Source organism: Agromyces cerinus (assembly GCF_016907835.1).
GTDB classification, from domain to species: Bacteria; Actinomycetota; Actinomycetes; order Actinomycetales; family Microbacteriaceae; genus Agromyces; species Agromyces nitratus.
This window is the reverse complement of sequence record NZ_JAFBCT010000001.1, coordinates 1,288,164-1,314,695: the sequence shown is the minus strand read 5'-3', so window position 1 is coordinate 1,314,695 and position 26,532 is coordinate 1,288,164. Positions and strand designations below refer to the sequence as shown.

Here is a 26,532-nt window from a genome sequence, read left to right as displayed (position 1 = left end):
GCTACGCCCGCGCGATGATCTCGCCGTGCGGCATGAGCAGCCAGCCGTCCTCGTCGGCGGCCCACGCCCGCCACGCGCCGGCGATGCCACGGAGCTCGTCGATGTCTGCGTGCCCCGACTCGATGGCGTGCGCGGCGAACTGGGACTCCGTGGCGCGCTCGGCCCATGCGCCGCCCCACCATTCGCGTTCGAGCGCGGTGGAGAAGACCCAGACGGCCCCCGTCGCGGCGATGTCGGCGAAGCCCGCCTCGCGTGCCCAACCCTTCAGATGCCGCCCGGCATCGGGCTCGCCGCCGTTCCATTCGTGCACGGCGCGATAGAGCTCGAGCCATCGGGCGAGGCCCGGCGACGTGGGGTTCCAGATCACGCCGCCGTAGTCGACGTCACGGGCGGCGACGATTCCACCGGGCTTCGTGACGCGGCGCAGCTCCCGCAGCGCGTCGACGGGCCGGGCGAGGTGCTGCAGCACCTGGTGGGCGTGCACCACGTCGAAGGTGTCGTCGTCGAAGTCGAGCGCATAGGCGTCACCGACGGCGAACTCGACGTTCGCCACCCCTTCGCTCTCGGCCAGCCCCGTCGCCGCGGCGACCACGTCGGCCGAGGCGTCGATGCCGACGACCGTTCCGGGGCGCACACGGCGGGCGAGGTCGATCGTGATGGTGCCCGGCCCACTGCCCACATCGAGGATGCGAGCTCCTTCGTGCAGGTGCGGCACGAGGTAGGCGGCCGAGTTCTCGACCGTGCGCCAGGAGTGCGTGCGCAGCACGCTCGCATGGTGGCCGTGCGTGTAGGCGTCTCGGAGACCGTGTTCAGCGCGTTCGGTGCTCATGTTCCGAGCCTAGGCTCATGCCCGCTCGTGTGACAGCGAACTACGGTGGATGGATGACCGAGCACTCCAACCCGTTCCTCGAGCCGAGCCCGCTGCCCTACCGGCTTCCGCTCTTCGCCCTCATCCGACCGGAGCACTACCGGGAGGCGATCGAAACCGGCATGCGCGAGCAGCGTCGGGCGATCGAGGCGATCGCGACGGATGCCGCGGCGCCGACGTTCGAGAACACCGTCGTCGCCCTCGAACGCGCGGGAGAGGTACTCCGCCGCGTGCTCCCCGTCTTCGAGAACGCGAGTTCGGCCGACAGCGATGCCGCGATCGACGCCCTCGAGGTGGAGTTCGCGCCCCTGCTGTCGGCGCATCGGGACGCCATCCGGCTCGATCCGCGCCTCTACGCGCGACTCTCCGAACTGCAGGACGCGCGCGACGAGCTCGGGCTCGACGCCGAGTCGGCGGAGCTGCTCGACAGGTACCACCGCACCGCGACCCTCGCCGGAGCCGCCCTGAGCGAGCCGCAGCGCCTCGAGCTCACGACCATGAACACCCGTCTCTCCGAACTCACGACGGCATTCCAGCAGCATCTGCTCGCCGACGGCAACGACCTCGCGCTGCACCTGACCGATCCCGACGACCTCGCAGGCCTCGACGATGGTCGGCGTTCGGCGGCGCGAGAGGCCGCGATGGCGCGCGGTCTCGACGGCTGGCTCATCACTCTCGTGCTGCCGACGGGGCAGCCGGCTCTCGCATCCCTCGAGCGCGACGCCGTGCGCGACCGCCTGCTCGCCGCATCCCGGTCACGCGGATGCCGCGGCGGCGTTCACGACACCCGTTCGACGCTCCTCGAGATCGTGCGGATCCGCGCCCGGCGGGCCGCACTCCTCGGGTTCGACAACCACGCCGCCGCAGTGACCGTCGACGAGACGGCCGGAACGCCCGAGGCCGTCGCCGAGCTGCTCGACCGGCTCGTGCCCGCCGCCACGGCGAACGCCCAGCGCGAAGCGCACGCCCTCGCCGAGCAGGCGGTCACCGAGGAGCGACGGCCGATCGAGGCATCCGACTGGGCAGTGCTGAGCGAGGCCGTGCGGCGCGAGCGGTACGCGGTCGACCTCGACGAGATGCGCCCGTACCTCGAGTTCGACCGAGTGCTCACCCGCGGCGTCTTCCGCGCCGCGGAGCTGCTGTACGGCCTGAAGATCCTCGAGCGCACCGACCTCGTCGGCTACCACCCCGAGACCCGCGTGTTCGAGGTGTTCGAGCAGGATGGCACCCCGGTCGGGCTCTACCTGCTCGACCTGTACACCCGCGATTCGAAGCGCGGCGGAGCATGGATGAGCTCGCTCGTCGAGCAGTCGACGCTCGAGGGCACGCTCCCGGTCGTCGTGAACAACATGAACGTCGCCCGGCCGGCGGCGGGCGAACCGACGCTGCTCACGCTCGACGAGACCGAGACGCTCTTCCACGAGTTCGGTCACGCGCTGCACGGCCTGCTCTCGCACGTCGTGCACCCGTCGATGTCGGGCACGAACGTGTACCGCGACTTCGTCGAGCTGCCGAGCCAGGTCAACGAGCTGTGGGTCCTGCGACCCGAGGTGCTCGGCGAGTACGCGGTGCACCACGAGACCGGCGAGCGGATGCCGCAGCAGCTCGTCGATCGCCTGCTGGCGTCGCGCACGTTCAACGAGGGCTTCTCGACGACCGAGTACCTCGCGGCGGCCGTGCTCGACCAGGCGTGGCACCGTCTCTCCCCCGCTGAGGCCGATGCCGTCACCGATGTCGCCGACTTCGAGCGCCGGGCACTGGCGGCCGCCGGCCTCGACGACCCGCTCGTGCCGCCGCGCTACTCGAGCACCTACTTCGCGCACGTCTTCGCGGGCGGGTACGACGCCGGGTACTACTCGTACATCTGGAGCGAGGTGCCGGGCGCCGACATCATGGCCTGGTTCGAGGCGCACGGCGGAGCCACTCGGGAGAACGGTGCGCGCTACCGCGAGGAGATCCTCGCTCCGGGCGGGTCACGTGACCCGCGGGAGTCGATCCGCCGCCTGCTCGGGCGCGAGCCCGACATCGCGGCGCTCCTCGAGCGCCGCGGCCTCGCCTGAGACGGCGGACGCCCCGTGCAGCGTGCTGCACGGGGCATCCGTCGATGTCGAACGAGCGACTCGGATCGCGATGACTCAGAGCGTGGAACTCAGATCGCGAAGCCGAGGGCGCGCATCATGTCGCGGCCGTCGTCGGTGATGCGCTCGGGGCCCCACGGCGGCATCCACACCCAGTTGATGCGGAACGCGTCGACCGTTCCGTCGAGTGCCTCGGCGGTCTGCTCCTCGATGACGTCGGTGAGGGGGCATCCGGCACTCGTGAGCGTCATGTGGATGACCAGGGCGTCGTTCTCGTCGTCCCACCCGAGGTCGTAGATGAGGCCGAGGTCGACGATGTTGACCCCGAGCTCGGGATCCATGACGTCTTTCAGCGCTTCTTCGACCTGGTCGTAGCGCTCTGGTGCGAGGGAGGTGACCATGGTGCGATTCTACCCTCTGCCTATTCGGCCGGCAGAGCTTCGGCCGGCACCGCTTCGGCTGCGGACTCCGCGACCTGGTAACGGTCGTAGCCCTCTTCTTCGAGACGGTCGGCCAGTTCGGCGCCGCCCTGCTCGGCGATCCTGCCCGCGACGAAGACGTGCACGAAGTCGGGCTTGATGTAGCGGAGGATGCGCGTGTAGTGCGTGATGAGCAGCACGCCGAGGCCCGTGTTCGCGTGGGCGCGGTTGACGCCCTCGGAGACGATCTTCAGCGCGTCGACGTCGAGGCCGGAGTCGGTCTCGTCGAGCACGGCGAACTTCGGCTTCAGCAGTTCGAGCTGGAGGATCTCGTTGCGCTTCTTCTCGCCGCCCGAGAAGCCCTCGTTGACGTTGCGCTCGGCGAACGCCGAGTCCATCTTGAGGTTCGACATCGACTCGCGCACGTCCTTGATCCAGCCGCGGATCGCAGGCGCCTCGCCGTCGATCGCCGTCTTGGCGGTGCGGAGGAAGTTCGTGACGGTCACGCCGGGGATTTCGACGGGATACTGCATCGCGAGGAAGACCCCGGCGCGCGCACGCTCGTCGACCGACATCTCGAGCACGTTCTCGCCGTCGAGGAGGATCTCGCCCTCGACGACCTGGTACTTAGGGTGGCCGGCGATCGTGTACGCGAGCGTCGACTTGCCCGAGCCGTTGGGGCCCATGATCGCGTGGATCTCGCCCTCGTTGATGACGAGGTCGACGCCGCGCAGGATCTCGCGCGTGCCCTGCTCGGTCTCGACGTTGACGTGGAGGTTCTTGATCTCGAGAACGGACATGTTCGTAGTGGTCTCTTTCGGTTGCCGGCCGTTCCGGGCCGGAGAAGGTGTGTCAGACGGTCAGGGTGACCGCGGGATCGATGTGGACGTCGCCGTCCTTGAGCTCGACCTGGTAGACCGGGACGGGCTCGTACGCGGGCAGCGTGAGCGGCTTGCCCGTCTTGAGGGAGAACATGGAGCCGTGCGCCCAGCACTCGAGGGTGTCGTCTTCGACGAAGCCCTCGGCGAGCGAGATGTCGCCGTGGGTGCAGGTGTCTCCGATGGCGAAGACATCACCCGCTGCGTCCTTCACGACGGCGATGGGAACGCCCTCGAGCACGAAGCGCGACGCTTCGTTGACGGCGAGGTCGTCGATGGCGCACACACGCACGGATGTCACGTCAGCGACCTTCCAGTTCAGCCTCGATCGCCGCCGTGAGGCGGGCTTCGAGGTCGGCCGAGCCGATCTTCTGCACGATGTCGGTGAGGAAGCCGCGCACGACGAGTCGTCGTGCCTCGTCTTCGCGGATGCCGCGTGCCATGAGGTAGAACAACTGCTCGTCGTCGAACCGACCCGTGGCACTCGCGTGCCCGGCGCCTTCGATGTCGCCGGTCTCGATCTCGAGGTTCGGCACGGAGTCTGCACGGGTGCCCTCGGTGAGCACGAGGTTGCGGTTCTGCTCGTAGCTGTCGGTGCCGACCGCGGCGTTGCCGATGAGCACGTCGCCGATCCAGACGGTGCGCGCGCCTGCGCCCTGGAGCGCACCCTTGTAGGTCACGCGGCTCTTGGTGTGGGGTGCGTCGTGGTGCACGTAGACCTGCTGCTCGAGGTGCTGACCGGCATCGGCGAAGTACAGGCCGAGGGCCTCGATGTCGGCACCCTGTTCGGCGAGGTGGGTCGAGGGGTTCACCCGGACGACCTTGCCGCCGAGCGAGACGACGATGTGCTTCAGGAACGAGTCGCGGCCGAGGCGGGCGAACTGGCTCGAGAGGTGCACGGCCTCGTCGTCCCACTCCTGCAGCGACACGACGGTGAGGGATGCCCCGGCGCCGACGAGGATCTCGACGTTCTCGCTGAGGCGGGCGGCGCCCGTGCCGGCGAGCACGACGAAGCCGCGGCTGTTCGGCGCGGCCTCGATGACGGTGTGCGCGGCGCGCGGCGCGTCGCCGAGCCCCGTGCGGGTCACGAACACGATCTTCTCGTCTTCACCGGTGACGGAGACGAGGAGGGCCTCTTCGAACGTCGACCACGCGTTGGCGCTCGCGCGCTCTTCGGGCGTGCCCGCCGTGCCGATGCGGGCGTCGTCGCGCGGGATGTACGAGAACGAGATGCCCGAGGCATCCGTCGTCTCGATCGGAAGGCGCGACCCGTCGAGCTCGCCACCGGTCAGGTCGGCGAACACCGCGACCGGGGAGAGCTTCCACTCGTGCTCGCGGCCGTTGATGGGCGGGAAGTCCGCGACGTTCACGGAGCGGAATCGCTCGGAGCGGGTCTGCACCGGCACGAAGGCGCCGTCGGAGTGCGCGACGAGGCCGTGCTGTCCTGCAGTGGGCATGGCGGTGCTGGTCATCTGGGCGGTCACTACTAGCCCACCGATCCTTCCATGCCCATTTCGATGAGCTTGTTGAGTTCCATCGCGTATTCCATGGGGAGCTCGCGCGCGATCGGCTCGATGAAGCCGCGCACGATCATCGACATGGCCTCGGTCTCGTCGATGCCACGGCTCATCAGGTAGAAGAGCTGCTCCTCGCTGACCTTCGAGACCGTGGCCTCGTGTCCGAGCTTCACGTCGTCGACGCGGATGTCGATCGCCGGGTAGGTGTCGGAGCGGGAGATCGTGTCGACGAGCAGGGCGTCGCAGACGACGCTGTTCGCCGAGTGGTGGGCGTTCGCGTCGATGCGCACCTCGCCGCGGTAGCCGGCTCGGCCCCCGCCGCGTGCGATCGACTTCGAGACGATCGACGACTGCGTGTACGGCGCCATGTGGATCATCTTCGCGCCGGCGTCCTGGTGCTGGCCCGGGCCCGCGAACGCGACCGAGAGGGTCTCGCCCTTGGCGTGCTCGCCCATGAGGAAGATCGACGGGTACTTCATCGTGACCTTGGAACCGATGTTGCCGTCGACCCACTCCATGGTGGCGCCTTCGGCGGCCGTGGCGCGCTTGGTCACGAGGTTGTAGACGTTGTTCGACCAGTTCTGGATCGTCGTGTAGCGCACGCGTGCGTCTTTCTTGACGATGATCTCGACGACGGCCGAGTGCAGCGAGTCGCTCTTGTAGATCGGCGCCGTGCAGCCCTCGATGTAGTGCACGTAGCTGCCCTCGTCGGCGATGATCAGCGTGCGCTCGAACTGGCCCATGTTCTCGGTGTTGATGCGGAAGTAGGCCTGCAGCGGAATCTCGACGTGCACGCCCTTCGGCACGTAGACGAACGAACCGCCCGACCACACAGCCGTGTTCAGCGCCGCGAACTTGTTGTCGCCGGCGGGGATCACGGTGCCGAAGTACTCCTCGAAGAACTCGGGGTGCTCCTTCAGCGCGGTGTCGGTGTCCATGAAGATGACGCCCTGGCGCTCGAGCTCTTCATTGATCTGGTGGTAGACCACCTCGGACTCGTACTGGGCCGCGACACCCGCGACGAGGCGCTGGCGTTCGGCCTCGGGGATGCCGAGCTTCTCGTACGTGTTCTTGATGTCGTCGGGCAGGTCTTCCCAGGTCTGGGCCTGCTTCTCGGTCGAGCGCACGAAGTACTTGATGTTGTCGAAGTCGATCTCCGACAGGTCGGCGCCCCACGTGGGCATCGGCTTGCGCTCGAAGAGCTGCAGGGCGCGCTGGCGACGCTGGAGCATCCATTCCGGCTCCGATTTCAGCGCGGAGATGTCGGCGACGACCTCCGGCGAGATGCCGCGTCGGGCGGATGCCCCCGCGGCGTCGGAGTCGGCCCAGCCGAACTCGTAGGTACCGAGCCCTTCGAGTTCCGGTCGGTCGATCAGTACGTCCGTCATGCTCTCCCTCTTCTCCTCCCGTGCAACCGGCTATCAGGCCGGCTCATTCCCCTCGTGAGTCGAGGCGCTCGTTGAGTGGGTGATGATGTGCCCGGTGGCGCTAGTGCCAACCTAAGATGGTATGCGGCCCGTGGCGCGCGATCTCGCGCGGTCGGCGGGCCTACCAACCCCTCAAGTCTATAGGGTCGCGGCAGGCGCCGGGCAGGACTCCCAGTGCCGTCACAGCGCGATCCGGATCAGGAACGACCCGCGTGACCCGCACTCTCCGTATCTTCGCCTGGGCCTCGTTCGTACTCAACGTGCTGATCATCGCAACCGGTGGCGCGGTGCGCCTCACGGATTCGGGACTCGGCTGCAGCGACTGGCCCGTCTGCGTGCCGGGCTCGCTGATCCCGACCCCCGAGCTCGGCATCCACGGCGTCATCGAGTTCGCGAACCGCACGATCAGCGGTCCGCTCCTGCTCGCTGCGGCCGGGGTGCTGATCCTCGTGTGGCGGCACCGCCGCGAACGGCGCGATCTCTTCGTGCTCGCCGTCCTCGTCTTCGTCCTCGTGATCGTGCAGGCGCTCGTCGGCGCCTTCGTGGTCTGGCAGGAGCTCGCCGCGGCACTCGTCGGCTTCCACTACACGGTCTCGGTCGTCATCGTCTGCATCGCCGCCGCCTTCCTCGTCCGCATGTACGAGCCCGGCGGAACGCGAGAACTCGCCGTCCCCAAGCCGTTCGCGATGCTCACCCACATCACGAGCTTCGTCCTCGCGGCGACGGTCGTGGTCGGCGTCTTCACCACCGCCTCGGGTCCGCACTCGGGTGATGAGGACGTCATCCGCACCGGCGTCGACGCGAGCGTGCTCGCTCACGTGCACTCCTGGCCGGGCTACGCGCTGCTCGCGCTGACCCTCGTGCTCGTCATCGCCGCGTGGCGGCTGAAGCTGCCGACCCTCCGCTGGTCGATCGCCCTCCTCGCCATCGAGCTCGTGCAGGTCGGCGTCGGTCTCTACCAGGCGCGGAGCGGCCTGCCGGCACTCGCAGTCGGCGTGCACATGGTGCTCGCGGCCCTCACGGCCGCCACCATGACGGTCGTAGTCATGCGGCTGAAGCGCCCCGTCGCGGCAGACGCCGCGCCCGAGCCGTCGCCGGTCGAGGCATCCGCTCGCTGAACGCACCGCAGCTTCGGAGAGCTGTGCCAGACCGGACGGCATCAGCTGATCCGCTCCGATTCGGTGCAGATCTCTGAAGTCATGCCGACCGCAGGTGCAGCCTCTGACCCGAGCTCCGATTCAGCGGCGGGAGGGGCGGGGCCGGCTGGGCCGGCGGGTGCGAGACCGGGACGCCGTGACGCCGTTCAGAACGGCAGCAGCGGGTCGATGCCGACCGCGAGGAAGAGCAGCGACAGGTAGGCGATCGAGCCGTGGAAGACCCGCATCGGCGAGACCTGCTCGTGGCGGATCGCGAGGTTGTACAGGCGGTGCGTCTCGTAGATGAACCAGACGCCGGTGACGACCGCGACCGTCGAGTAGACGAGTCCCATGTCGGCGATCGGGATGAGCAGGAGCGAGCACGCGACGGTCGCCCATGCGTAGAGGATGACCTGCAGCCCCACCTGAGCACGACCCCGCACGACGGCGAGCATCGGAACCCCGGCGGCCGCGTAGTCGTCCTTGTACTTCATCGAGAGCGGCCAATAGTGCGGCGGCGTCCAGAGGAAGATGATGAGGAAGAGGATGACCGGCGGCCAGCTGAGGTCGCCGGTGACCGCGGCCCAGCCGATGAGCACGGGCATGCAGCCCGCGACGCCGCCCCAGACGATGTTCTGGGCGGTGCGGCGCTTCAGGATGAGGCTGTAGAAGACCACGTAGAGCAGGATCGCGCCGAGCGAGAGCGCGGCGGCGAGCCAGTTGGTGAAGATGCCGAGCCAGACGATCGAAGCGATGCCGAGTCCGTATGCGAAGACGAGCGCCTCGCGATCGCTCAGTTCGCCGGTCACGAGCGGGCGCCCCTGCGTGCGCTTCATGACCCGGTCGATGTCGCGATCGATGTAGCAGTTGAACGCACCCGCCGAGCCCGCGCTCATTGCGCCGCCGATGAGCGTGGCGATGAGCAGCCAGAGACTCGGCAGCCCCTGCTGAGCGAGGATCATGGTCGGCGCGGTCACGACGAGCAGCAGCTCGATCACTCGCGGCTTGGTGAGGGCCAGATAGGCCGAGAGCTTGCGCCGGACGGTCATCGCCGGGCGGTGGTCTCTGGTCTCTACGGCTGCCTGCATCGTTCCTCTTCCGGCGAGGGCACGCAAAACACGGCCGCGCTCGTCATCGATTCTATGACATCGTGTGTCGCCCGTTCCGCCGCCACGGTTCGGCACCCCTCGGCCTCACGACCGAGCGCGGTGCGCGTGAGCTCCTCGTCACCGTCATGAAACGTGAGGAGTCCATATACTTGGCAGTGCGCGCCCGACGGCGCGGTTTTCGAATTGCCGTCCGGTGCAAACCGACCAGAGGTCATCCGCCGGGCGATTCGCGCCGAAGCGATTCCAGGGGTGCTCGGGGCCATCGGTTCCCGTCATCGTCCAGCGACCGGAAGGAACAGCACAATCGTGGCAACTCTGCAGTGGGATTCTCTCGATGACCAAGCGATCGACACGGCACGGGTCCTCGCGGCCGACGCCGTCGAGAAGGTCGGAAACGGGCATCCCGGTACCGCGATGAGCCTCGCGCCCGCCGCCTATCTCCTGTTCCAGAAGGTCATGCGCCGCGATCCGTCCGACCACGCGTGGCTCGGCCGCGACCGCTTCATCCTCTCCGCGGGCCACTCCTCGCTGACGCAGTACGTGCAGCTCTTCCTCGCCGGCGACGGACTCGAGCTGTCCGACCTCGAGTCGCTGCGCACCTGGGGTTCGAAGACCCCGGGCCACCCCGAGTACGGTCACACCGCGGGTGTCGAGATCACGACGGGCCCGCTCGGCCAGGGCCTCGCCTCCGCCGTCGGCTTCGCCTACGCCGCCCGGTACGAGCGCGGCCTCTTCGACCCGGATGCCGCGGCGGGCACGAGCCCGTTCGACCACTTCGTCTACGTCGTCGCGGGTGACGGCGACCTGCAGGAGGGCATCACGAGCGAGGCGTCCTCGCTCGCCGGCCACCAGCAGCTCGGGAACCTCGTCGTGATCTACGACTCCAACCAGATCTCCATCGAAGACGACACCAACATCGCCTTCACCGAAGACGTCGCGAAGCGCTACGAGTCGTACGGATGGCACGTGCAGACCGTCGACTGGAAGAAGACGGGCCAGTACGTCGAAGACGTGGCCGAGCTGCACGCAGCCATCGAGGCCGCCAAGGGCGAGTCCTCGAAGCCCTCGATCATCATCCTGAAGACGATCATCGGCTGGCCGTCGCCCGGCAAGCAGAACTCCGGCAAGATCCACGGCTCCGCACTCGGTGCGGCGGAACTCGCTGCGACGAAGGAGGTGCTCGGCTTCGACCCCGAGCAGAGCTTCGTCGTCGCCGAAGACGTGCTCGCACGCACCCGCGGCGCCGTCGAGCGCGGCGCTGCGCAGCACGCCGAGTGGCAGCTCGCGTTCGACGCCTGGGCCGCAGCCAACCCCGATCGCAAGGCCCTCCTCGACCGGCTCGAGGCCGGCGAGCTGCCCGCCGACGTCGAGTCCGTGCTCCCCGTCTTCGAGGGCGGCACCGAGCTGTCGACCCGTGCCGCTTCGGGCAAGGTCATCAACGCCCTCGCCGGCGTGCTGCCCGAGCTGTGGGGCGGATCGGCCGACCTCGCCGAGTCGAACCTGACCACGATCAACGGCGCGGCCTCGTTCATCCCGACCGAGTGGTCGACGCACGAGTTCTCGGGCAACCCCTACGGCCGCGTGCTGCACTTCGGCATCCGCGAGCACGCCATGGGCGCTATCGTCAACGGCATCGTGCTGCACGGCAAGACCCGCGCCTTCGGCGGCACCTTCCTCATCTTCAGCGACTACATGCGGCCCGCCGTGCGCCTCGCGGCGCTCATGCAGGTGCCGTCGATCTTCGTCTGGACGCACGACTCCGTCGCCCTCGGTGAAGACGGACCGACGCACCAGCCCATCGAGCAGCTCGCGACCCTCCGCGCGATCCCGGGCCTCACGGTCGTACGGCCCGCCGACGCCAACGAGGTTGCATACGCCTGGCTCGAGATCCTGAAGCGCACGGATGCCCCCGCGGGCATCGCCCTCACCCGGCAGAACATCCCCGTGTTCGAGCGAGGCGCGGCCGAGGCATCCGGTGACACCCTCGCCGCCGCGTCGAACGTGGCGAAGGGCGCCTACGTGCTCGCCGAGGCCGCATCGGGCGCACCCGACGTGATCCTCATCGCCACCGGCTCCGAGGTGCAACTCGCCCTCGCCGCCCGCGAGACGCTCGCAGGCGAGGGCATCGGCGCACGCGTCGTCTCGGCACCGTCGCTCGAGTGGTTCGAGGAGCAGACGGCCGAGTACCGCGAGCAGGTGCTGCCCTCGGGCGTCACCGCGCGCGTCTCGGTCGAAGCCGGGCTCGCCCTCTCGTGGCACCGCTATCTCGGGGCACGCGGCCGCTCGGTGTCGATCGAGCACTTCGGCGCCTCCGCCGACTACAAGACCCTGTTCCGCGAGTTCGGCATCACGGCCGAGGCCGTCGTCGCCGCCGCGAAGGAATCGCTCGCGTCGGCCTGACGCGCGCCAGAAGAGGAGACACTCCCATGACCAGCTCCCCCACTGCAGCACTCTCGGAGGCGGGCGTCAGCATCTGGCTCGACGACCTCTCTCGTGAGCGCATCGCCTCCGGCGGCCTCGCTCGACTCATCGCCGAGCGCGACGTCGTCGGCGTCACCACCAACCCGACGATCTTCGCCGGCGCTCTTGCGAAGGGCGACGGCTACGCCGAACAGCTGCACACGCTCGCCGCGGCCGGCGCCGACGTCGACACGGCGGTCTTCGAGATCACGACCGACGACGTGCGCGCCGCCGCCGACGTCTTCCGTCCGGTGTACGACCGCTCGAACGGCTTCGACGGCCGCGTCTCGATCGAGGTCTCGCCCGGTCTCGCCCGCGACACCGCCGGCACGATCGCCGAGGCCAAGTCGCTCTGGGCCAAGGTCGACCGCCCGAACGCCATGATCAAGATCCCCGCGACGGCCGAGGGCCTCGACGCGATCACTGAGGCGATCGGCTCCGGCATCAGCGTCAACGTGACCCTGATCTTCAGCCTCGACCGCTACCGCGAGGTCATCGCGGCGTATCTTGCAGGGCTCGAGCAGGCCAAGGCGGCCGGCATCGACCTGTCGACGATCCACTCGGTCGCCTCGTTCTTCGTCTCGCGTGTCGACACCGAGATCGACAAGCGACTCGTCGCGATCGGCACCGACGAGGCCGTCGCACTGAAGAGCAAGGCCGGTCTCGCCAACGCGCGCCTCGCCTACGAGCTCTTCGAGCAGGAGTTCGGCGGAGAGCGTGCCGCAGCCCTCCTCGCGTCCGGCGCGAACCGCCAGCGCCCCCTCTGGGCCTCGACCGGCGTCAAGGACCCCGCGCTGCCCGACACGCTCTACGTGACCGAGCTCGTCGCCCAGGGAGTCGTGAACACGATGCCCGAGAAGACGCTCGAGGCCACCTTCGACCACGGCGTCATCACGGGCGACACCGTCACCGGCGTCTACGTGCAGGCCGGCGAGGTGCTCGATGCGCTCGCGCGCGTCGGCGTCGACTACGACGACGTGACCCTGCTGCTCGAGAACGAGGGCGTCGACAAGTTCATCGTCTCCTGGAACGAGCTGCTCGACACCGTTCGCGGTGCGCTGGAGGCCGCACGATGAGCTTCCGCATCTCCGTGAGCGGAGCCGCGGCCGATGCCGTGCGCAGCACGGTCCCGACGCTCGTCGCCGACCTCGTGGCCAGCGGCATCACCGCGCAGGACGCGTCCCTCTGGGGCGCCGATGCCGAGGCAGAGGCTTCGAAGCGCCTCGGCTGGACCGAGGCCGTCGCGATCTCCCGCCCGCTCGTCCCCGAGATCGAAGCCCTGCGCGAAGAACTCGAAGCCGCGGGCGTCGACCACATCGTGCTCGCCGGCATGGGCGGCTCCTCGCTCGCGCCCGAGGTCATCACGCGAACGACGAACGTCGACCTCACCGTGCTCGATTCGACCGAGCCCGGGCAGGTTCGCACGGCCCTGGCCGACCGGCTCGCGACGTCGGCACTCGTCGTCTCGTCGAAGTCGGGTTCGACCGTCGAGACCGACAGCCAGCGACGGGTCTACGAACAGGCCTTCCGCGATGCCGGCATCGACCCCACGACGCGCATCATCGTCGTCACCGACCCGGGCTCGCCGCTCGACGAGTCGGCTCGCGCTGCGGGCTACCGGGTCTTCAACGCCGACCCCGACGTGGGCGGCCGCTACTCTGCCCTCACCGCCTTCGGGCTCGTGCCATCCGGCCTCGCCGGCGTCGACATCTCCGAGGTGCTCGACGAGGCCGAGACGATCGAGCTCTCGCTCGCCATCGACAGCCCCGAGAACCCGGGGCTCGTGCTCGGCGCGGCGATCGCGGCGACGGTCCCCCTCCGCGACAAGCTCGGCATCGTCGCCGACGGCACCCACATCGTCGGGCTCCCCGACTGGGCCGAGCAGCTGATCGCGGAATCCACCGGCAAGAACGGCACCGGGCTCCTCCCCGTCGTGCTCGACGTCGACGCACCCGAGCTCGGCGAGGACCTCGCCGACCTGCAGATCGTGCGCATCGTCGACGACGCGGGCGACGAGATCTTCGGCCGCGACGACTCCGGCGAGATCCGCGTTTCGGGAACGCTGGGCGCGCAGCTGCTCGTCTGGGAGTACGCGACCGCCGTCGCGGGCCGCATCCTCGGCATCAACCCCTTCGACCAGCCCGACGTGGAATCGGCGAAGATCGCCGCGCGGGGCCTCCTCGACGCCCGACCCGAGCCCACGCCGGCGGCATTCGTCGAACAGGGCATCGAGGTGCGCGGCACCGCCGAGGTGATCGGCGCCTCGAGCGACCTCGCCTCGGCCATCGACGTGCTCCTCGAAGAGCTGCCGGCCGACGGCTACCTCTCGATCCAGGCCTACGTCGATCGCGTCGCCCACCCCGAGCTTGAGCGACTCAGGGGCATGCTCGCCGCCCGTGCCGGTCGACCGGTCACGTTCGGCTGGGGGCCGCGCTTCCTCCACTCGACCGGGCAGTTCCACAAGGGCGGCCCAGCGGTCGGCGCGTTCCTGCAGATCACGCAGACGCCCGCCGAAGACGTCGCGATCCCCGATCGACCGTTCACCTTCGGCCAGCTGATCGCAGCGCAGGCGTCGGGCGACGCGAGCGTGCTCGCCGAGCACGGTCGACCGGTGCTCACGCTCACGCTCACCGACCCCTCGGCCAATACGGCGACGCTGTTCGACGTCGTCGCCTGATAACCCGGAGGAACGATGCAACCGGCCGCGATCACCGCGCAGCACAATCCGCTCCGATCCCCCAAGGACTACCGACTGAACCGCATCGCGGGTCCGTCGAGCCTCATCATCTTCGGCGTCACGGGCGACTTGTCGCGCAAGAAGCTGATGCCGGCGGTCTACGACCTCGCGAACCGGGGGCTGCTGCCGCCCGGATTCGCGCTCGTCGGCTTCGCCCGGCGCGAATGGGCCGACCAGGACTTCGAGCAGGTCGTGCACGACTCGGTCAAGGAGTACTCCCGCACCGAGTTCCGCGAGGACGTCTGGAGGCAGCTGGCCCGAGGCATCCGCTTCGTACCCGGTGACTTCGACGACGACGCGGCCTTCGACCGCCTCCGCCAGGTCGTCCAAGACCTCGATCGCGAGCGCGGCACGATGGGCAACCACGCGTTCTACCTGTCGATCCCGCCGAAGTCGTTCCCGCTCGTCACCGAACAGCTGAAGCGCTCGGGGCTGACCGAGCAGCGGGGCGACCAGTGGCGCCGCGTCGTCATCGAGAAGCCGTTCGGCAGCGACCTGAAGACGGCGCGCGAGCTGAACGACGTCGTGGCATCGGTCTTCCCGCCCGACTCGGTGTTCCGCATCGACCACTACCTCGGCAAGGAGACCGTCCAGAACATCCTGGCGCTCCGGTTCGCGAACCAGCTCTACGAGCCCATCTGGAACGCGAACCACGTCGACCACGTGCAGATCACGATGGCGGAGGACATCGGCGTCGGCGGCCGTGCCGGGTACTACGACGGCATCGGTGCGGCGCGCGACGTCATCCAGAACCACCTGCTGCAACTGCTCGCGCTCACGGCGATGGAGGAGCCGATCTCGTTCGAGGCCGGCGACCTGCGCGCCGAGAAGGAGAAGATCCTCGCGGCCGTGCGTCTGCCCGACGACCTCGCGACGGGCACCGCGCGCGGCCAGTACGCGGGCGGCTGGCAGGGCGGCGAGAAGGTCATCGGATTCCTCGACGAAGACGGCATGAACCCCGATTCGACGACCGAGACCTACGCGGCCATGAAGCTCACCATCGGCACTCGCCGCTGGGCGGGCGTGCCGTTCTACCTGCGCGCGGGCAAGCGCCTCGGCCGGCGCGTCACCGAGATCGCGGTCGTCTTCAAGCGCGCGCCGCAGCAGGTGTTCGCCGACAGCCAGACCTCGCAGCTCGGCCAGAACGCACTCGTCATCCGCGTGCAGCCCGACGAGGGCGTCACGATCCGCTTCGGCTCGAAGGTGCCCGGCGCCGGCATGCAGGTGCGCGACGTGACGATGGACTTCGGCTACGGCCACGCCTTCACCGAGGCGAGCCCCGAGGCCTACGAGCGGCTGATCCTCGACGTGCTGCTCGGCGACCCACCGCTCTTCCCCCGACAGGAGGAGGTCGAGCTCTCGTGGAAGATCCTCGACCCGATCGAGGAGTTCTGGGCGACGCAGGGTCAGCCCGAGCAGTACCGCCCCGGCACCTGGGGTCCGGCCTCGGCCGATGAACTCCTCGAACGCGACGGACGAAGCTGGAGACGCCCATGATCGTCGATCTGCCCGACACGACGACCAGCCAGGTCTCGAAGACCCTCGTGAAGATCCGCGAGGAGGGCGGCGTCGTGGCCCTCGGCCGCGTGCTCACCCTCGTGATCGCCACTTCTCCCGGTGTCGAGGAGGAGGCGATCGAGGCCGCGAACGACGCCTCCCGCGAGCATCCGATGCGCGTCATCGTGGTCTCGACCGAGCCCGGCACCGAGACGTCGGCGATCGCGCCCCGCCTCGACGCCGAGATCCGCGTCGGCGGAGACGCCGGTGCGAGCGAGGTCATCGTGCTCCGCGCCTGCGGCGACGCCGCGCGTGACGAGGAGAGCCTCATCATGGCGCTCCTCCTGCCCGACGCCCCGGTCGTCACCTGGTGGCCCGGCGCGGCACCCGAGGTACCCGGGCGTTCGCCGCTCGGGCGCATCGCGCACCGCAGAATCACGGATGCCTCGGCACAGCCCGACCCGCAGGCGGCGCTTCGCGCACTCGCCGGCAACTACACGCCGGGCGACGCCGACTTCGCGTGGACGCGGCTCACGCTCTGGCGTGCGCAGCTCGCCGCGGTGCTCGACCAGCCCCCATACGAACCGGTGACCCGGGTGCACGTGAGCGGCGCCGTCGATTCGCCCTCGACCACGCTCCTCGCAGCATGGCTGCGACTGCAGCTGAACGCTCCGACCGACTACGAACTCGCCGGACCCGAAGCCGGATACCACGGCATCCACGGCGTGAGCCTCGAGCGCCAGAGCGGTGCGATCGAACTGATCCGCGACGTCCCCGGCATCGCGACGCTTCGCCAGCCGGGTCAGCCGCGGCACGACCTCGCGCTGGCGCGTCGCAACCTTCGCGACTGTCTCGCGGATGAGCTGCGCCGCCTCGACCCCGACGAGTTGTACGGTGAGGTCATCACCCGCGGCCTCGAGCTCCTCGAGGTTCGCGGCGAAGGAGGCACGGAATGACCAACGAACGACGCGTGCTCGTGCACCCCGACAAGGCATCGCTCGCCGGTTCGGTCGCGGCGCGCTTCATCACGAAGCTCCTCGACATCCTCGACACCCAGGCGGTGGCGCACGTCGTGCTCACCGGCGGCTCGATGGGCGGCACCGTGCTCCAGTCGGTCGGCGCCTCGCCAGCGCACACCTCGATCGACTGGTCGCGCGTGCACTTCTGGTGGGGCGACGAGCGATGGCTGCCCGCCGGCGACGCCGAGCGCAACGACGAGCAGGCCCGGGTCGCATTCCTCGGCGGGCTCGAACTCCCCGCCGAGAACCTGCACCCGTTCCCCGCCTCCGACTCGGGGCTCGACCTCGACACGGCGGCCGAGGTCTACGCCGCAGAGCTCTCGGAGCACGGCGTCGATGGCCTGTCGCATCCGATCTTCGACATCACGTTCCTCGGCGTCGGCCCTGACGGGCACATCGCGTCGCTCTTCCCGCACCGCTCCGGCATCCAGGTGACCGATCGCACGGTGATCGCCGTGCGCAACTCGCCGAAGCCGCCGCCCGAACGTCTCAGCCTCACCCGGCCGGTCATCAACGCCTCGCAGCGCGTGTGGATGGTGCTCGCAGGCGCCGACAAGGCCTCGGCACTCGGTCTCGCCCTCGCCGGCGCCAGCCGCGACGAAGTGCCGGTCGCAGGCATCAAGGGTCGTCGGCGCACGGTGTTCTTCGTCGATGCCGATGCGGCGTCCGAAGTGCCCGAATCGCTCATCGCACGCGACTACTGACGCGGTCGACACCGCGCGGAAGCACGCAGAAGGGGGCGGCCATCAGGCCGCCCCCTTCTCGCGTTCGCGCTTCGCGCGTCAGTCCTTCGGTGCCTGACCGCGACGCGTGCGCAGCTGAGTGAGCGCGTCGTCGAGCAGGGCCGCAGCCTCTTCGTCGGTGCGGCGCTCCTTCACGTACGCGAGGTGCGTCTTGTACGGCTCGAGCTTCGACACCGACGGCGGGTTCTCGCGGTCGCGGCCGGCCGGCAGGCCGGTCGACGGGCTGTCGATGGTCTCGGGGATCTCCTCTTCGGGGAGCGTCGCCGAGAAGTAGCGCACGGTCTCGTTGCCGTGAGCGTCCCAGTAGCTGACGGCGACACGATCGGCGTGGAAGCCACGATCCTGCTCGCCCATGGGGCCTGCTCCGACGCGCGACCCGCGGATGGCGCTGTTTCCTGATGCCATGGTGGTTCCCGTCAGATTCCGGAGTCGAACTTGGTGATGAGGCCGAGCACGACGATGCAGGTCACCCAGATGAGTCCGAGGATGACCGTGATGCGGTTCAAGTTGCGTTCGGCGACACCGGATGCGCCGAGGCTGGAAGTGACACCGCCGCCGAACATGTCGGACAGACCGCCGCCACGACCCTTGTGCAGCAGGATGAGCAACGTCAGCAGCAGGCTCGTGAGACCGAGCAGCACCTGCAGGACGACCTGGAGAATCTCCACGGGGTGAACCTTTCCGGGCACGACAGATGGGTCGATGCCGACATTCGAGTATAGCCGGAAGCATGGCCGTACCCGGGAGCGCATCGCACTCCCGGGTACGGAAGATCAGGCTCCGACGTGCTTCTTGAACCGCACGATGCTCGCGAACTCGGGGATGTCGAGGCTCGCGCCGCCGACGAGGGCCCCGTCGACGTTCGGTTCGCGCAGGAACGAGGCGATGTTCGCCGCCTTCACCGAGCCGCCGTACAGCACGCGGGTGGACTGTGCGACCTCTTCGCCGACGAGCTCGACGAGGAGCGCGCGCAGCGCCGCGGCGACTTGCTCGGCCTGGGCCGGCGTCGCCGCCTGCCCCGAACCGATCGCCCAGACGGGCTCGTAGGCGACGACGAGGCCCTTCGAGCCGTCGACGCCCTCGAGCGCTGCGCGCAGCTGCGCGACCGGAACGGCGCTCGGCCCGTGGGCCTCGAGGTCTTCTGCGGTCTCGCCGACGCAGACGACCGGCACGAGGCCGTGACGGTGCGCCGCCTTGACCTTCGCGTTGACCTCGGCGTCGGACTCCGCGTGCAGCGTGCGCCGCTCGGAGTGACCGATGATCACGTACCGGCAGTCGAGCTGCTTGAGGAACGCTCCGGAGATCTCGCCGGTGTATGCGCCGGAGTCGTGCGCCGAGACGTCCTGCGCGCCGTAGCCGATGGGCAGGGAGTCGGCCGCCACGAGCGTCTGCACCGAACGCAGGTCGGTGAACGGCGGGAAGACCGCGACCTCCGCGTCGGCGAAGTCGTGCTTCGCGTCGGCGAGGGCCCATGCGAGCTTCTGCACGAACGCGATCGACTGCAGGTGATCGAGGTTCATCTTCCAGTTGCCTGCGATGAACGGGGTGCGCTTCACTGCCATCCGAGGACCTCCAGTCCGGGGAGTTTCTTACCTTCGAGGAACTCGAGGCTCGCGCCTCCGCCGGTCGAGATGTGACCGAACTGAGCGTCTTCGAAGCCGAGTTGACGAACAGCGGCGGCGGAATCGCCGCCGCCCACGACGCTGAGGCCGTCGACCTGAGTCAACGCCGCCGCGACCACACGGGTGCCTGCCGCGAACGGTGCGAGCTCGAACACGCCCATCGGGCCGTTCCAGAACACCGTCTTCGAGCCGCGGATGCGGTTCGCGAACTCGGACGCGGTGTCGGGCCCGATGTCGAGTCCCAGACCGGATGCCCCGAACGGCGTCTGCTCGATCGCGTCGGCGGGTGCGACGACGTGCTCGGCCTCAGCCGAGAATGAGGCGGCCACGACCACATCGGTCGGCAGCACGATGTCGACACCGCGCTCGGCTGCCTCGGCGAGGTAGCCCTTCACGGTCTCGATCTGGTCGGCTTCGAGCAGGCTCGACCCGACCTTGTGCCCTTGGGCGGCGAGGAAGGTGAACAGCATGCCGCCGCCGATGAGCAGTGCGTCGACACGCGGCAGCAGGTGCGCGATGACGCCCAGCTTGTCGGACACCTTCGAACCGCCGAGCACGACCGTGTAGGGGCGCTCGGGGTTCTCGGTGAGCCGGTCGAGCACGTCGAGCTCTGCCGCGATGAGCAGACCGGCGGCGCTCGGACGGAGCTCTTCGAGCTCGTACACGCTCGCCTGCTTGCGGTGCACGACGCCGAAACCGTCGGAGACGACCGCGTCGGCGAACTCCGCGAGCTCGCCGGCGAAGGCGGTGCGCTCAGCCTCGTTCTTCGAGGTCTCCCCTGCGTTGAAGCGCAGGTTCTCGAGCACGAGCACCTCGCCGTCGGGGAGGGCCGCGACCTTCGCCGCGGCATCCGTGCCGACCGTGTCGGTCGCGAAGGCGACCGGCGCGTCGAGCAGCTCGCCGAGGCGCGACGCGACGGGCGCGAGGCTGTACTGGGGGTCGGGGGCGCCGTCGGGGCGACCGAGGTGGGAGACCACGATCACGCGGGCGCCCTGGGCGACGAGTGCCGCCAGGGTGGGGACCGATGCCCGCACGCGGCCGTCGTCCGTGATGACCCCGTCCCGGAGGGGGACGTTCAGGTCACAACGGACGACGACGCGCTTGCCGGCGAGCGGACCGAGGGAGTCGATCGTTCGCAGGGTCACAAGGGCTCGATTCAGAGTCGTTCGGCGACGTACTCGGTGAGGTCGACGAGACGGTTGGAGTAGCCCCACTCGTTGTCGTACCAGCTCGAGAGCTTGACCTGGTCGCCCAGGACGCGAAGGAGACCGGCGTCGAAGATCGACGAGTGCGGGTCGGAGACGATGTCGCTCGAGACGATCTCGTCTTCGGTGTACTTGAGGATGCCCTTCATGGGGCCCTCTGCGGCGGCCTTGTAGGCGGCCTTGACCTCGTCGACGGTCACGGGGCGCGACGAGGTGACCGTGAGGTCGGTGATCGAGCCGGTGGGAACCGGAACGCGCAGCGCGAAGCCGTCGAGCTTGCCGACGAGCTCGGGCAGCACGAGGCCGATGGCCTTGGCCGCACCGGTGGAGGTCGGAACGATGTTGATCGCAGCCGCACGCGCACGACGGAGGTCCTTGTGCGGGCCGTCCTGCAGGTTCTGGTCGGCGGTGTAGGCGTGCACCGTGGTCATGAGACCGCGCTCGATGCCGAAGGCGTCGTTGAAGACCTTCGCGAGGGGAGCCAGGCAGTTGGTCGTGCACGACGCGTTCGAGATGATGTTGTGCTTCTCGGGGTCGTACTCGTGCTCGTTGACGCCCATGACGAACGTCGCGTCCTCGTCGGTCGCAGGGGCCGAGATGAGAACCTTCTTCGCGCCGGCCTCGATGTGCTTGCGGGCGTCGGCGGCCTTGGTGAAGAAGCCGGTCGACTCGATGACGATGTCGACGCCGAGCTCGCCCCAGGGCAGGTTCGCGGGGTCGCGCTCCGAGAACGCCTTGATGGACTTGCCGTTGACGATGATGTTGTTCTCGTCGTAGTCGACCGTCGCGTCCAGGCGACCCGTGATGGAGTCGTACTTGAGGAGGTGTGCAAGCGTCTTGTTGTCGGTGAGGTCGTTCACGGCGACGATCTCGAGGTCGGCGCCCTGTGCGAGGGCGGCACGGAGGTAGTTGCGGCCGATACGGCCGAAGCCGTTGATGCCGATCTTTACAGACACAGATGTCTCCTGTTTGACGATGGCGCGAACGCGCATTTCACGGGTGAACTGGTCGGACGACGGTGTCCCCGGACAGGTCCGGGGACACCATCCGTTTACGACAGTAGCAGCAGCCCTGAGGTCTTCTCACCAGCTGCGGTGAACCGCTTCTGGACGTTCTCCCAGTTCGCGATGCTCCAGAACGCCTTGACGTAATCAGCCCGGACGTTCTGGTAGTCGAGGTAGTACGCGTGCTCCCAGACGTCGAGCATCAGCAGCGGCACGATGCCGGCAGGCAGGTTGCCCTGCTGGTCGAAGAACTGCACGATGATCAGGCGTTCTCCGAGCGAATCCCACGCGAGCACCGCCCAGCCCGAGCCCTGCACGCCGAGCGCCGTGGCGGTGAAGTGCGCCTGGAACTTGTCGAAGGAGCCGAACTGGTCGTCGATCGCCGCGGCGAGTCCGCCGGTCGGCTTGTCGCCGCCCTCGGGCGAGAGGTTGGTCCAGAAGATCGAGTGGTTGACGTGGCCGCCGAGGTTGAAGGCGAGGTCCTTCTCGAGCTTGTTGACGTTCGCGAGGTTGCCCGAATCGCGGGCCTCTGCGAGCTGGGCGAGCGCGGTGTTCGCACCCGTCACGTACGCCTGGTGATGCTTCGAGTGGTGCAGCTCCATGATCCTGCCGCTGATCGCCGGCTCGAGCGCCGAGTAGTCGTAGGGCAGGTCGGGGAGGGTGTAGTCGGCCATTGCTTCTCCTTGTCAGATGCGCCGGATCCCCCGGGCGTCTCCCCGGGATTCCGCGGCTGCCCCTCGAGTCTATGCCCGCATCCGCCATCGCATCCGTGGAGCCCGGCGGGGTTGACACCGAGTGACGGATGCCGCTGCGGCACCGCCGACCGAACGTGCGGGCTCCGTGCGGCGCGTCCGACGGAGCTTCCGCTCAGACCTCGTCGAGGTCGGCGGGAAGGCTCGCCTCGGTGCCGGGCACGCCGAGGTCGGCGGCCTTCTTGTCGGCCATCGCGAGCAGTCGACGGATGCGACCGGCGACCGCGTCCTTCGTCATGGGCGGGTCGGCATAGTGGCCGAGTTCGTCGAGGCTCGCCTCGCGGTGGGACAGACGGAGCTCACCGGCGTACTTGAGGTGGTCGGGGATGCCCTCGCCGAGGAGTTCCATGGCGCGCTCGACGCGAGCGCATGCGGCGACGGCCGCCTGTGCGGAACGGCGGAGGTTCGCGTCGTCGAAGTTCACGAGACGGTTGGCCGTGGCGCGCACCTCGCGGCGCTGACGCAGTTCCTCCCAGTTGCGCACGGTCTCGGTGGCGCCCATGACGGCGAGCATCGCACTGATCGCCTCGCCGTCGCGGATGACGACGCGGTGGACGCCGCGCACCTCTCTGGCCTTCGCCGAGATGCCGAGGCGGCCGGCGGCGCCCACGAGCGCCATGGCGGTCTCATTGCCAGGGCACGTCACCTCGAGCGCAGCCGAACGACCGGGGTCGGTCAGGCTGCCCTTCGCCAGGAACGCCCCGCGCCAGATCGCCGCGACCTCATCGCGCGAGCCCGTGGTGAGCTTGTTCGGCAGGCCGCGCACCGGGCGACGGCGGGCATCGAGCAACCCGGTCTGTCGCGCGAGCGTCTCCCCGCCCTCGAGCACGCGCACGAGGTACTGGTTCGAACGGCGCATCCCGGTCGGTGAGATCACCGAGACGTCGGGACGCACCCCGTAGATCTCCCCCAGGTCGCGCGTCACGCGGCGCGCGAGGGTCGGGGAGTCCAGCTCGGCCTCGATCGCGATGCGGTTCGAGATGATGTGCAGGCCGCCGGCGAACCGCAGGATCGACGCCAGCTCAGCGACCCTGACCCCGGTCTTCGACACCTCGACGCGCGCCAGTTCTTCTTTCACGTCAGCGGTCAGTGCCACTTGTCGTCCTATCTCTCATATATGTGTTGCAGCGGCTGCGATCACTCGCGGCCGAGATCCCGATCCTTCACGCTCACGGCGACGCCGGGCAGCGCGGAGATGCGCTTCGCCAGCTCGCGCACCAGGGCGACCGAGCGGTGCTTGCCGCCGGTGCATCCGATCGCGATCGTCGCATGCCGCTTGTTCTCGCGCTGGTAGCCGGCGAGCACCGGTTCGAGTGCCTTCACGTACGCCTCGACGAACTCCATCGCACCGGGCTGACCCAGCACGTACTCCGAGACGACGGCGTCGTCGCCCGTGAGGTGGCGGAGCTCGGGGATCCAGAACGGGTTCGGCAGGAAGCGCGCATCGGCCACGAGGTCGGCGTCGGAGGGCACGCCGTACTTGAACCCGAAGCTCTGCATCGTGATGCGAAGACCGGCGTGGCCGGCCTCGGCGAAGGTCTCGGTGATGAGGGTCGCCAGCTGGTGGATGTTGAGGTCGGAGGTGTCGACGACGATGTCGCTGGCCTCGCGCAGCTCTGCGAGGCGGGCGCGCTCGGCGCCGATGCCGTCGAGCAGCGTGCCGTTGCCCTGCAGCGGGTGCGGCCGGCGCACCGACTCGAAGCGGCGCACGAGTACGGAATCGGTCGCGTCGAGGAAGACGACGCGCACGTTCACGCCGGTGCGGAGGGCCTGGATGATCTCGCGCAGCTCGGAGAAGAAGTCGCGGCCGCGGATGTCGACGATCGCCGCGATGCGCGGCAGTGACGTGCCGGCCCGCTCGACGAGCTCGACGAGGGGGCGCAGCATCTGCGGCGGAAGGTTGTCGACGACGTACCAGCCGAGGTCTTCGAGCGCGTTGCCGACGGTCGAGCGCCCTGCGCCGGACATGCCGGTGACGATCAGCATCTCCTGCTGCTCGGAATCTACGGTCATCGTGTCGAGGCCCCCTTCCGCGTGTCGACACCCAAGCCTATCTGGGTGCGGGGGCGCCGTCGGCGTGCAGGGCGCGGTGCACGGTCGCCGCGAGAGCGGGTCCGATGCCCTTCACCTCGGCGATGTCGGTCTCGGATGCCGCGCGCAGCCGTTTCACCGAGCCGAAGTGCCGCAGCAGCTCCTTCACGCGCGACGGCCCGAGGCCGGGAATCTCGGAGAGGACGCTGCCCATGTCGCGCTTGCGACGCTGCCGCTGGTGGGTGATCGCGAAGCGGTGCGCCTCGTCGCGCACCCGCTGGAAGAGGAAGAGTGCGTCGCTGTTGCGCGGAAGGATCACGGGATAGTCGCCGTCGGGCGTCCAGATCTCCTCGAGTCGCTTCGCGATGCCGCAGAGGTAGATCCCCTCGACGCCCGACTCCTCGAGGGCGCGCGCCGCCGCGGCCACCTGCGGCTGCCCGCCGTCGACGATCAGCAGGTTCGGCCGGTAGGCGAACTTCTTGCGGCGCTCGGATGCCGCGGCATCCGATTCGCCTTCGGGGATGTCCGCACCGTCGGCGGCGCTCGAGGTCGCCGTGTCTTCGCCCGCCGCCGTCGCGGGGACGGTCGCCGTCGCGGTGGTCGGTTCGATCGGCGAGCCGATCGAGTCGGGGGCCTTCAGGTAGGCGAGTCGACGCGTGAGCACTTGGTGGAGCGAGTCGGTGTCATCGGTCGAGTTCGGAATCGTGAACCGTCGGTACTCGTCTTTGCGGGGAAGCCCGTCTTCGAAGACGACCATGGAGGCGACGATGTTGGTGCCGCTGAGGTGCGAGACGTCGTAGCACTCGATGCGGAGCGGCGCGTCGGCCATGCCGAGCGCCTCCTGGATGTCTTCGAGTGCGCGTGACCGCGTCGTGAAGTCGGCGCTGCGCCGTGTCTTGTAGAGCATGAGGGTCTGCTTGGCGTTCTGCGTCGCCGTTCCGAGCAGTGCCGCCTTATCACCGCGCTGTGCGGCCCGCAGCCGTACCTTTCGCCCGGCGATCGTGCCGAGCCAGGTCTCGAGCGCTTCGGCGTCGTCGGGCAGCTCGGGAACGACGACCTCCGCCGGAGGCACCTCGCCATCGCCGTAGGCGTTCTGCACCACCGAGTCGACGAGATCGCCGAGCGGCACGTCGAGCTCCTTGTCGACGGTCCACGAGCGCACGCCGCGGATGCGACCGCCGCGCACGATGAAGAGCTGGACTGCGGCGGCGAGCTCGTCGTGATCGATGCCGAAGACGTCGATGTCGACCTTCTCGCCGAGCACCACGGCGCTCTTCTCGAAGAACGAGGTGGCCGCCTGCAGGCGATCACGGAATCGCGCCGCCGACTCGTAGTCCTGCACCGCCGCAGCCGAACGCATGCGCTGCGTGAGCTCGCCGAGGATGCGGCGATCCTGGTTCTGCATGAACGAGACGAAGCGGTCGACGTTCTCGCGATGCTCCTCGATCGACACGACCCCCGAGCACGGCCCGAAGCAGCGGCCGATCTGGCCGGCGAAGCACGGCTTGCCACTGGCCATGGCGCGACGGTAGTCGGAGTCCTTGCACGTGCGGATCGGGAACAGCTTGAGCAGGATCTCGAGCGTCTCGTTGACGGCCCACACCTTCGGGTACGGCCCGAAATACCTGGCGCCGCGGATGTTGCGGTTGCGGGTGACGACGGCGCGCGGCGCCTCTTCGGCCAACGTGACCGCGAGGTATGGGTACGACTTGTCGTCTTTGAACTGCACGTTGAAGGGCGGATCGAACTCATTGATCCACGTGAACTCGAGCTGCAGCGCTTCGACCTCGTTCGCGACGACCGTCCACTCCACCGAAGCGGCCGTCGTGACCATCCGTCGCGTTCGCTCGTGCAGGGTGCGGAGCGGCGCGAAGTAGTTCGAGAGCCGTGCCCGGAGGTTCTTCGCCTTGCCCACGTAGAGCACCCGGCGATCGGCGTCGCGGAACCGGTAGACGCCGGGCCCTGTGGGGATCTCGCCCTTCCTCGGACGGTACGGCACACCTTCGGTGCCGGGCAGCACGGTGGTCATC

24 protein-coding genes are annotated in these 26,532 nt (G+C 68.8%); 8 read left to right on the top strand and 16 right to left on the bottom strand.

The features are described from left to right. Position 1 precedes the first annotated feature (1 nt). On the bottom strand, positions 2 to 829 hold the full coding sequence (locus JOE59_RS05955; protein ID WP_204459351.1) for a methyltransferase domain-containing protein: 828 nt from the start codon (positions 827 to 829) through the stop codon (positions 2 to 4). A 53-nt stretch (positions 830 to 882) separates the two neighbouring features. On the opposite strand from JOE59_RS05955, the gene JOE59_RS05950 reads away from it, so the two are divergent. Further along, a complete protein-coding gene (locus tag JOE59_RS05950) occupies positions 883 to 2,928 on the top strand; it encodes a M3 family metallopeptidase (RefSeq protein WP_204459350.1) in 2,046 nt (681 codons plus the stop codon). Between the two features lie 89 nt (positions 2,929 to 3,017). Here JOE59_RS05950 and JOE59_RS05945 read toward each other — a convergent pair whose 3' ends face one another. From JOE59_RS05945 to sufB, 5 genes are read right to left on the bottom strand one after another with little or no spacing between them, the layout of a single operon-like run. Beyond that, entirely contained in the window at positions 3,018 to 3,347 is a 330-nt protein-coding gene (locus JOE59_RS05945) for a metal-sulfur cluster assembly factor (RefSeq protein WP_074258975.1), read from the bottom strand. A 20-nt stretch (positions 3,348 to 3,367) separates the two neighbouring features. Further along, positions 3,368 to 4,165 (bottom strand): Fe-S cluster assembly ATPase SufC, encoded by a 798-nt coding sequence (gene sufC / locus JOE59_RS05940; RefSeq protein WP_204459349.1) that lies wholly within the window; start codon positions 4,163 to 4,165, stop codon positions 3,368 to 3,370. Positions 4,166 to 4,217: 52 nt separating this feature from the next. Further along, the gene (locus tag JOE59_RS05935; RefSeq protein ID WP_056650583.1) at positions 4,218 to 4,544 is read right to left on the bottom strand and encodes a non-heme iron oxygenase ferredoxin subunit; all 327 of its coding nucleotides are present in this window, start codon (positions 4,542 to 4,544) and stop codon (positions 4,218 to 4,220) included. 1 nt (position 4,545) lies between these two features. Beyond that, entirely contained in the window at positions 4,546 to 5,715 is a 1,170-nt protein-coding gene (gene sufD / locus JOE59_RS05930) for a Fe-S cluster assembly protein SufD (RefSeq protein WP_239560119.1), read from the bottom strand. A 14-nt stretch (positions 5,716 to 5,729) separates the two neighbouring features. After that, a complete protein-coding gene (sufB, locus tag JOE59_RS05925) occupies positions 5,730 to 7,148 on the bottom strand; it encodes a Fe-S cluster assembly protein SufB (protein ID WP_056009191.1) in 1,419 nt (472 codons plus the stop codon). 251 nt (positions 7,149 to 7,399) lie between these two features. Here sufB and JOE59_RS05920 point away from each other — a divergent pair, with 251 nt between their 5' ends. Further along, positions 7,400 to 8,305, top strand: a complete 906-nt coding sequence (locus JOE59_RS05920; protein WP_307836966.1) for a COX15/CtaA family protein — start codon at positions 7,400 to 7,402, stop codon at positions 8,303 to 8,305. Between the two features lie 185 nt (positions 8,306 to 8,490). Here the strand turns inward: JOE59_RS05920 and JOE59_RS05915 are convergent, their stop codons facing one another. Then, complete coding sequence (locus JOE59_RS05915; RefSeq protein ID WP_204459347.1) at positions 8,491 to 9,411, bottom strand: heme o synthase; 921 nt, start codon at positions 9,409 to 9,411, stop codon at positions 8,491 to 8,493. Positions 9,412 to 9,738: 327 nt separating this feature from the next. Between JOE59_RS05915 and tkt the strand changes: the two genes are divergently transcribed. From tkt to pgl, 6 genes are read left to right on the top strand one after another with little or no spacing between them, the layout of a single operon-like run. Further along, the gene (tkt, locus tag JOE59_RS05910; protein WP_204459346.1) at positions 9,739 to 11,832 is read left to right on the top strand and encodes a transketolase; all 2,094 of its coding nucleotides are present in this window, start codon (positions 9,739 to 9,741) and stop codon (positions 11,830 to 11,832) included. A 26-nt stretch (positions 11,833 to 11,858) separates the two neighbouring features. Continuing rightward, positions 11,859 to 12,968 (top strand): transaldolase, encoded by a 1,110-nt coding sequence (gene tal, locus JOE59_RS05905; protein ID WP_204459345.1) that lies wholly within the window; start codon positions 11,859 to 11,861, stop codon positions 12,966 to 12,968. Next, a complete protein-coding gene (locus JOE59_RS05900) occupies positions 12,965 to 14,569 on the top strand; it encodes a glucose-6-phosphate isomerase (protein ID WP_204459344.1) in 1,605 nt (534 codons plus the stop codon). Before tal ends, JOE59_RS05900 begins: the two co-directional genes overlap by 4 nt. 15 nt (positions 14,570 to 14,584) lie before the next feature. Beyond that, complete coding sequence (zwf, locus tag JOE59_RS05895) at positions 14,585 to 16,126, top strand: glucose-6-phosphate dehydrogenase (RefSeq protein ID WP_204459343.1); 1,542 nt, start codon at positions 14,585 to 14,587, stop codon at positions 16,124 to 16,126. Then, complete coding sequence (locus tag JOE59_RS05890; protein WP_204459342.1) at positions 16,123 to 17,082, top strand: glucose-6-phosphate dehydrogenase assembly protein OpcA; 960 nt, start codon at positions 16,123 to 16,125, stop codon at positions 17,080 to 17,082. Before zwf ends, JOE59_RS05890 begins: the two co-directional genes overlap by 4 nt. Next, a complete protein-coding gene (gene pgl / locus JOE59_RS05885) occupies positions 17,079 to 17,849 on the top strand; it encodes a 6-phosphogluconolactonase (protein WP_204459341.1) in 771 nt (256 codons plus the stop codon). The genes JOE59_RS05890 and pgl overlap by 4 nt, the downstream gene beginning before the upstream one ends. 78 nt (positions 17,850 to 17,927) lie before the next feature. Here the strand turns inward: pgl and JOE59_RS05880 are convergent, their stop codons facing one another. The 9 genes from JOE59_RS05880 to uvrC all read right to left on the bottom strand — a co-directional run bounded on the left by JOE59_RS05880 (position 17,928) and on the right by uvrC (position 26,531). Then, the gene (locus tag JOE59_RS05880; RefSeq protein WP_204459340.1) at positions 17,928 to 18,293 is read right to left on the bottom strand and encodes an RNA polymerase-binding protein RbpA; all 366 of its coding nucleotides are present in this window, start codon (positions 18,291 to 18,293) and stop codon (positions 17,928 to 17,930) included. Between the two features lie 11 nt (positions 18,294 to 18,304). Then, positions 18,305 to 18,556 (bottom strand): preprotein translocase subunit SecG, encoded by a 252-nt coding sequence (secG, locus tag JOE59_RS05875; RefSeq protein WP_204459339.1) that lies wholly within the window; start codon positions 18,554 to 18,556, stop codon positions 18,305 to 18,307. Positions 18,557 to 18,661: 105 nt separating this feature from the next. Further along, positions 18,662 to 19,450, bottom strand: a complete 789-nt coding sequence (tpiA, locus tag JOE59_RS05870) for a triose-phosphate isomerase (protein WP_204459338.1) — start codon at positions 19,448 to 19,450, stop codon at positions 18,662 to 18,664. Beyond that, positions 19,441 to 20,655, bottom strand: a complete 1,215-nt coding sequence (locus JOE59_RS05865; protein WP_204459337.1) for a phosphoglycerate kinase — start codon at positions 20,653 to 20,655, stop codon at positions 19,441 to 19,443. The genes tpiA and JOE59_RS05865 overlap by 10 nt, the downstream gene beginning before the upstream one ends. Before the next feature lie 11 nt (positions 20,656 to 20,666). Next, positions 20,667 to 21,671, bottom strand: coding sequence for a type I glyceraldehyde-3-phosphate dehydrogenase (gap, locus tag JOE59_RS05860; RefSeq protein ID WP_204459336.1), 1,005 nt, complete (start codon positions 21,669 to 21,671; stop codon positions 20,667 to 20,669). Positions 21,672 to 21,766: 95 nt separating this feature from the next. Then, positions 21,767 to 22,393 (bottom strand): superoxide dismutase, encoded by a 627-nt coding sequence (locus tag JOE59_RS05855; RefSeq protein WP_204459335.1) that lies wholly within the window; start codon positions 22,391 to 22,393, stop codon positions 21,767 to 21,769. A gap of 193 nt (positions 22,394 to 22,586) precedes the next feature. Then, the gene (whiA, locus tag JOE59_RS05850; RefSeq protein ID WP_204459334.1) at positions 22,587 to 23,567 is read right to left on the bottom strand and encodes a DNA-binding protein WhiA; all 981 of its coding nucleotides are present in this window, start codon (positions 23,565 to 23,567) and stop codon (positions 22,587 to 22,589) included. 41 nt (positions 23,568 to 23,608) lie between these two features. Then, positions 23,609 to 24,484, bottom strand: coding sequence for an RNase adapter RapZ (gene rapZ / locus JOE59_RS05845; protein ID WP_204459333.1), 876 nt, complete (start codon positions 24,482 to 24,484; stop codon positions 23,609 to 23,611). A gap of 37 nt (positions 24,485 to 24,521) precedes the next feature. Next, positions 24,522 to 26,531 (bottom strand): excinuclease ABC subunit UvrC, encoded by a 2,010-nt coding sequence (gene uvrC, locus JOE59_RS05840; RefSeq protein WP_204459332.1) that lies wholly within the window; start codon positions 26,529 to 26,531, stop codon positions 24,522 to 24,524. Between the last annotated feature and the right edge of the window lies 1 nt (position 26,532).

Excerpts from the sequence above, each read along its gene's own strand:
- JOE59_RS05955 (WP_204459351.1), bottom strand. The coding sequence starts at position 829 with ATGAGCACCGAACGCGCTGAACACGGTCTCCGAGACGCCTACACGCAC.
- JOE59_RS05950 (WP_204459350.1), top strand. The coding sequence starts at position 883 with ATGACCGAGCACTCCAACCCGTTCCTCGAGCCGAGCCCGCTGCCCTAC.
- JOE59_RS05945 (WP_074258975.1), bottom strand. The coding sequence starts at position 3,347 with ATGGTCACCTCCCTCGCACCAGAGCGCTACGACCAGGTCGAAGAAGCG.
- sufC (WP_204459349.1), bottom strand. The coding sequence starts at position 4,165 with ATGTCCGTTCTCGAGATCAAGAACCTCCACGTCAACGTCGAGACCGAG.
- sufD (WP_239560119.1), bottom strand. The coding sequence starts at position 5,715 with ATGACCAGCACCGCCATGCCCACTGCAGGACAGCACGGCCTCGTCGCG.
- sufB (WP_056009191.1), bottom strand. The coding sequence starts at position 7,148 with ATGACGGACGTACTGATCGACCGACCGGAACTCGAAGGGCTCGGTACC.
- JOE59_RS05915 (WP_204459347.1), bottom strand. The coding sequence starts at position 9,411 with ATGCAGGCAGCCGTAGAGACCAGAGACCACCGCCCGGCGATGACCGTC.
- tal (WP_204459345.1), top strand. The coding sequence starts at position 11,859 with ATGACCAGCTCCCCCACTGCAGCACTCTCGGAGGCGGGCGTCAGCATC.
- JOE59_RS05900 (WP_204459344.1), top strand. The coding sequence starts at position 12,965 with ATGAGCTTCCGCATCTCCGTGAGCGGAGCCGCGGCCGATGCCGTGCGC.
- zwf (WP_204459343.1), top strand. The coding sequence starts at position 14,585 with ATGCAACCGGCCGCGATCACCGCGCAGCACAATCCGCTCCGATCCCCC.
- JOE59_RS05890 (WP_204459342.1), top strand. The coding sequence starts at position 16,123 with ATGATCGTCGATCTGCCCGACACGACGACCAGCCAGGTCTCGAAGACC.
- pgl (WP_204459341.1), top strand. The coding sequence starts at position 17,079 with ATGACCAACGAACGACGCGTGCTCGTGCACCCCGACAAGGCATCGCTC.
- JOE59_RS05880 (WP_204459340.1), bottom strand. The coding sequence starts at position 18,293 with ATGGCATCAGGAAACAGCGCCATCCGCGGGTCGCGCGTCGGAGCAGGC.
- tpiA (WP_204459338.1), bottom strand. The coding sequence starts at position 19,450 with ATGGCAGTGAAGCGCACCCCGTTCATCGCAGGCAACTGGAAGATGAAC.
- JOE59_RS05855 (WP_204459335.1), bottom strand. The coding sequence starts at position 22,393 with ATGGCCGACTACACCCTCCCCGACCTGCCCTACGACTACTCGGCGCTC.
- rapZ (WP_204459333.1), bottom strand. The coding sequence starts at position 24,484 with ATGACCGTAGATTCCGAGCAGCAGGAGATGCTGATCGTCACCGGCATG.
- uvrC (WP_204459332.1), bottom strand. The coding sequence starts at position 26,531 with ATGACCACCGTGCTGCCCGGCACCGAAGGTGTGCCGTACCGTCCGAGG.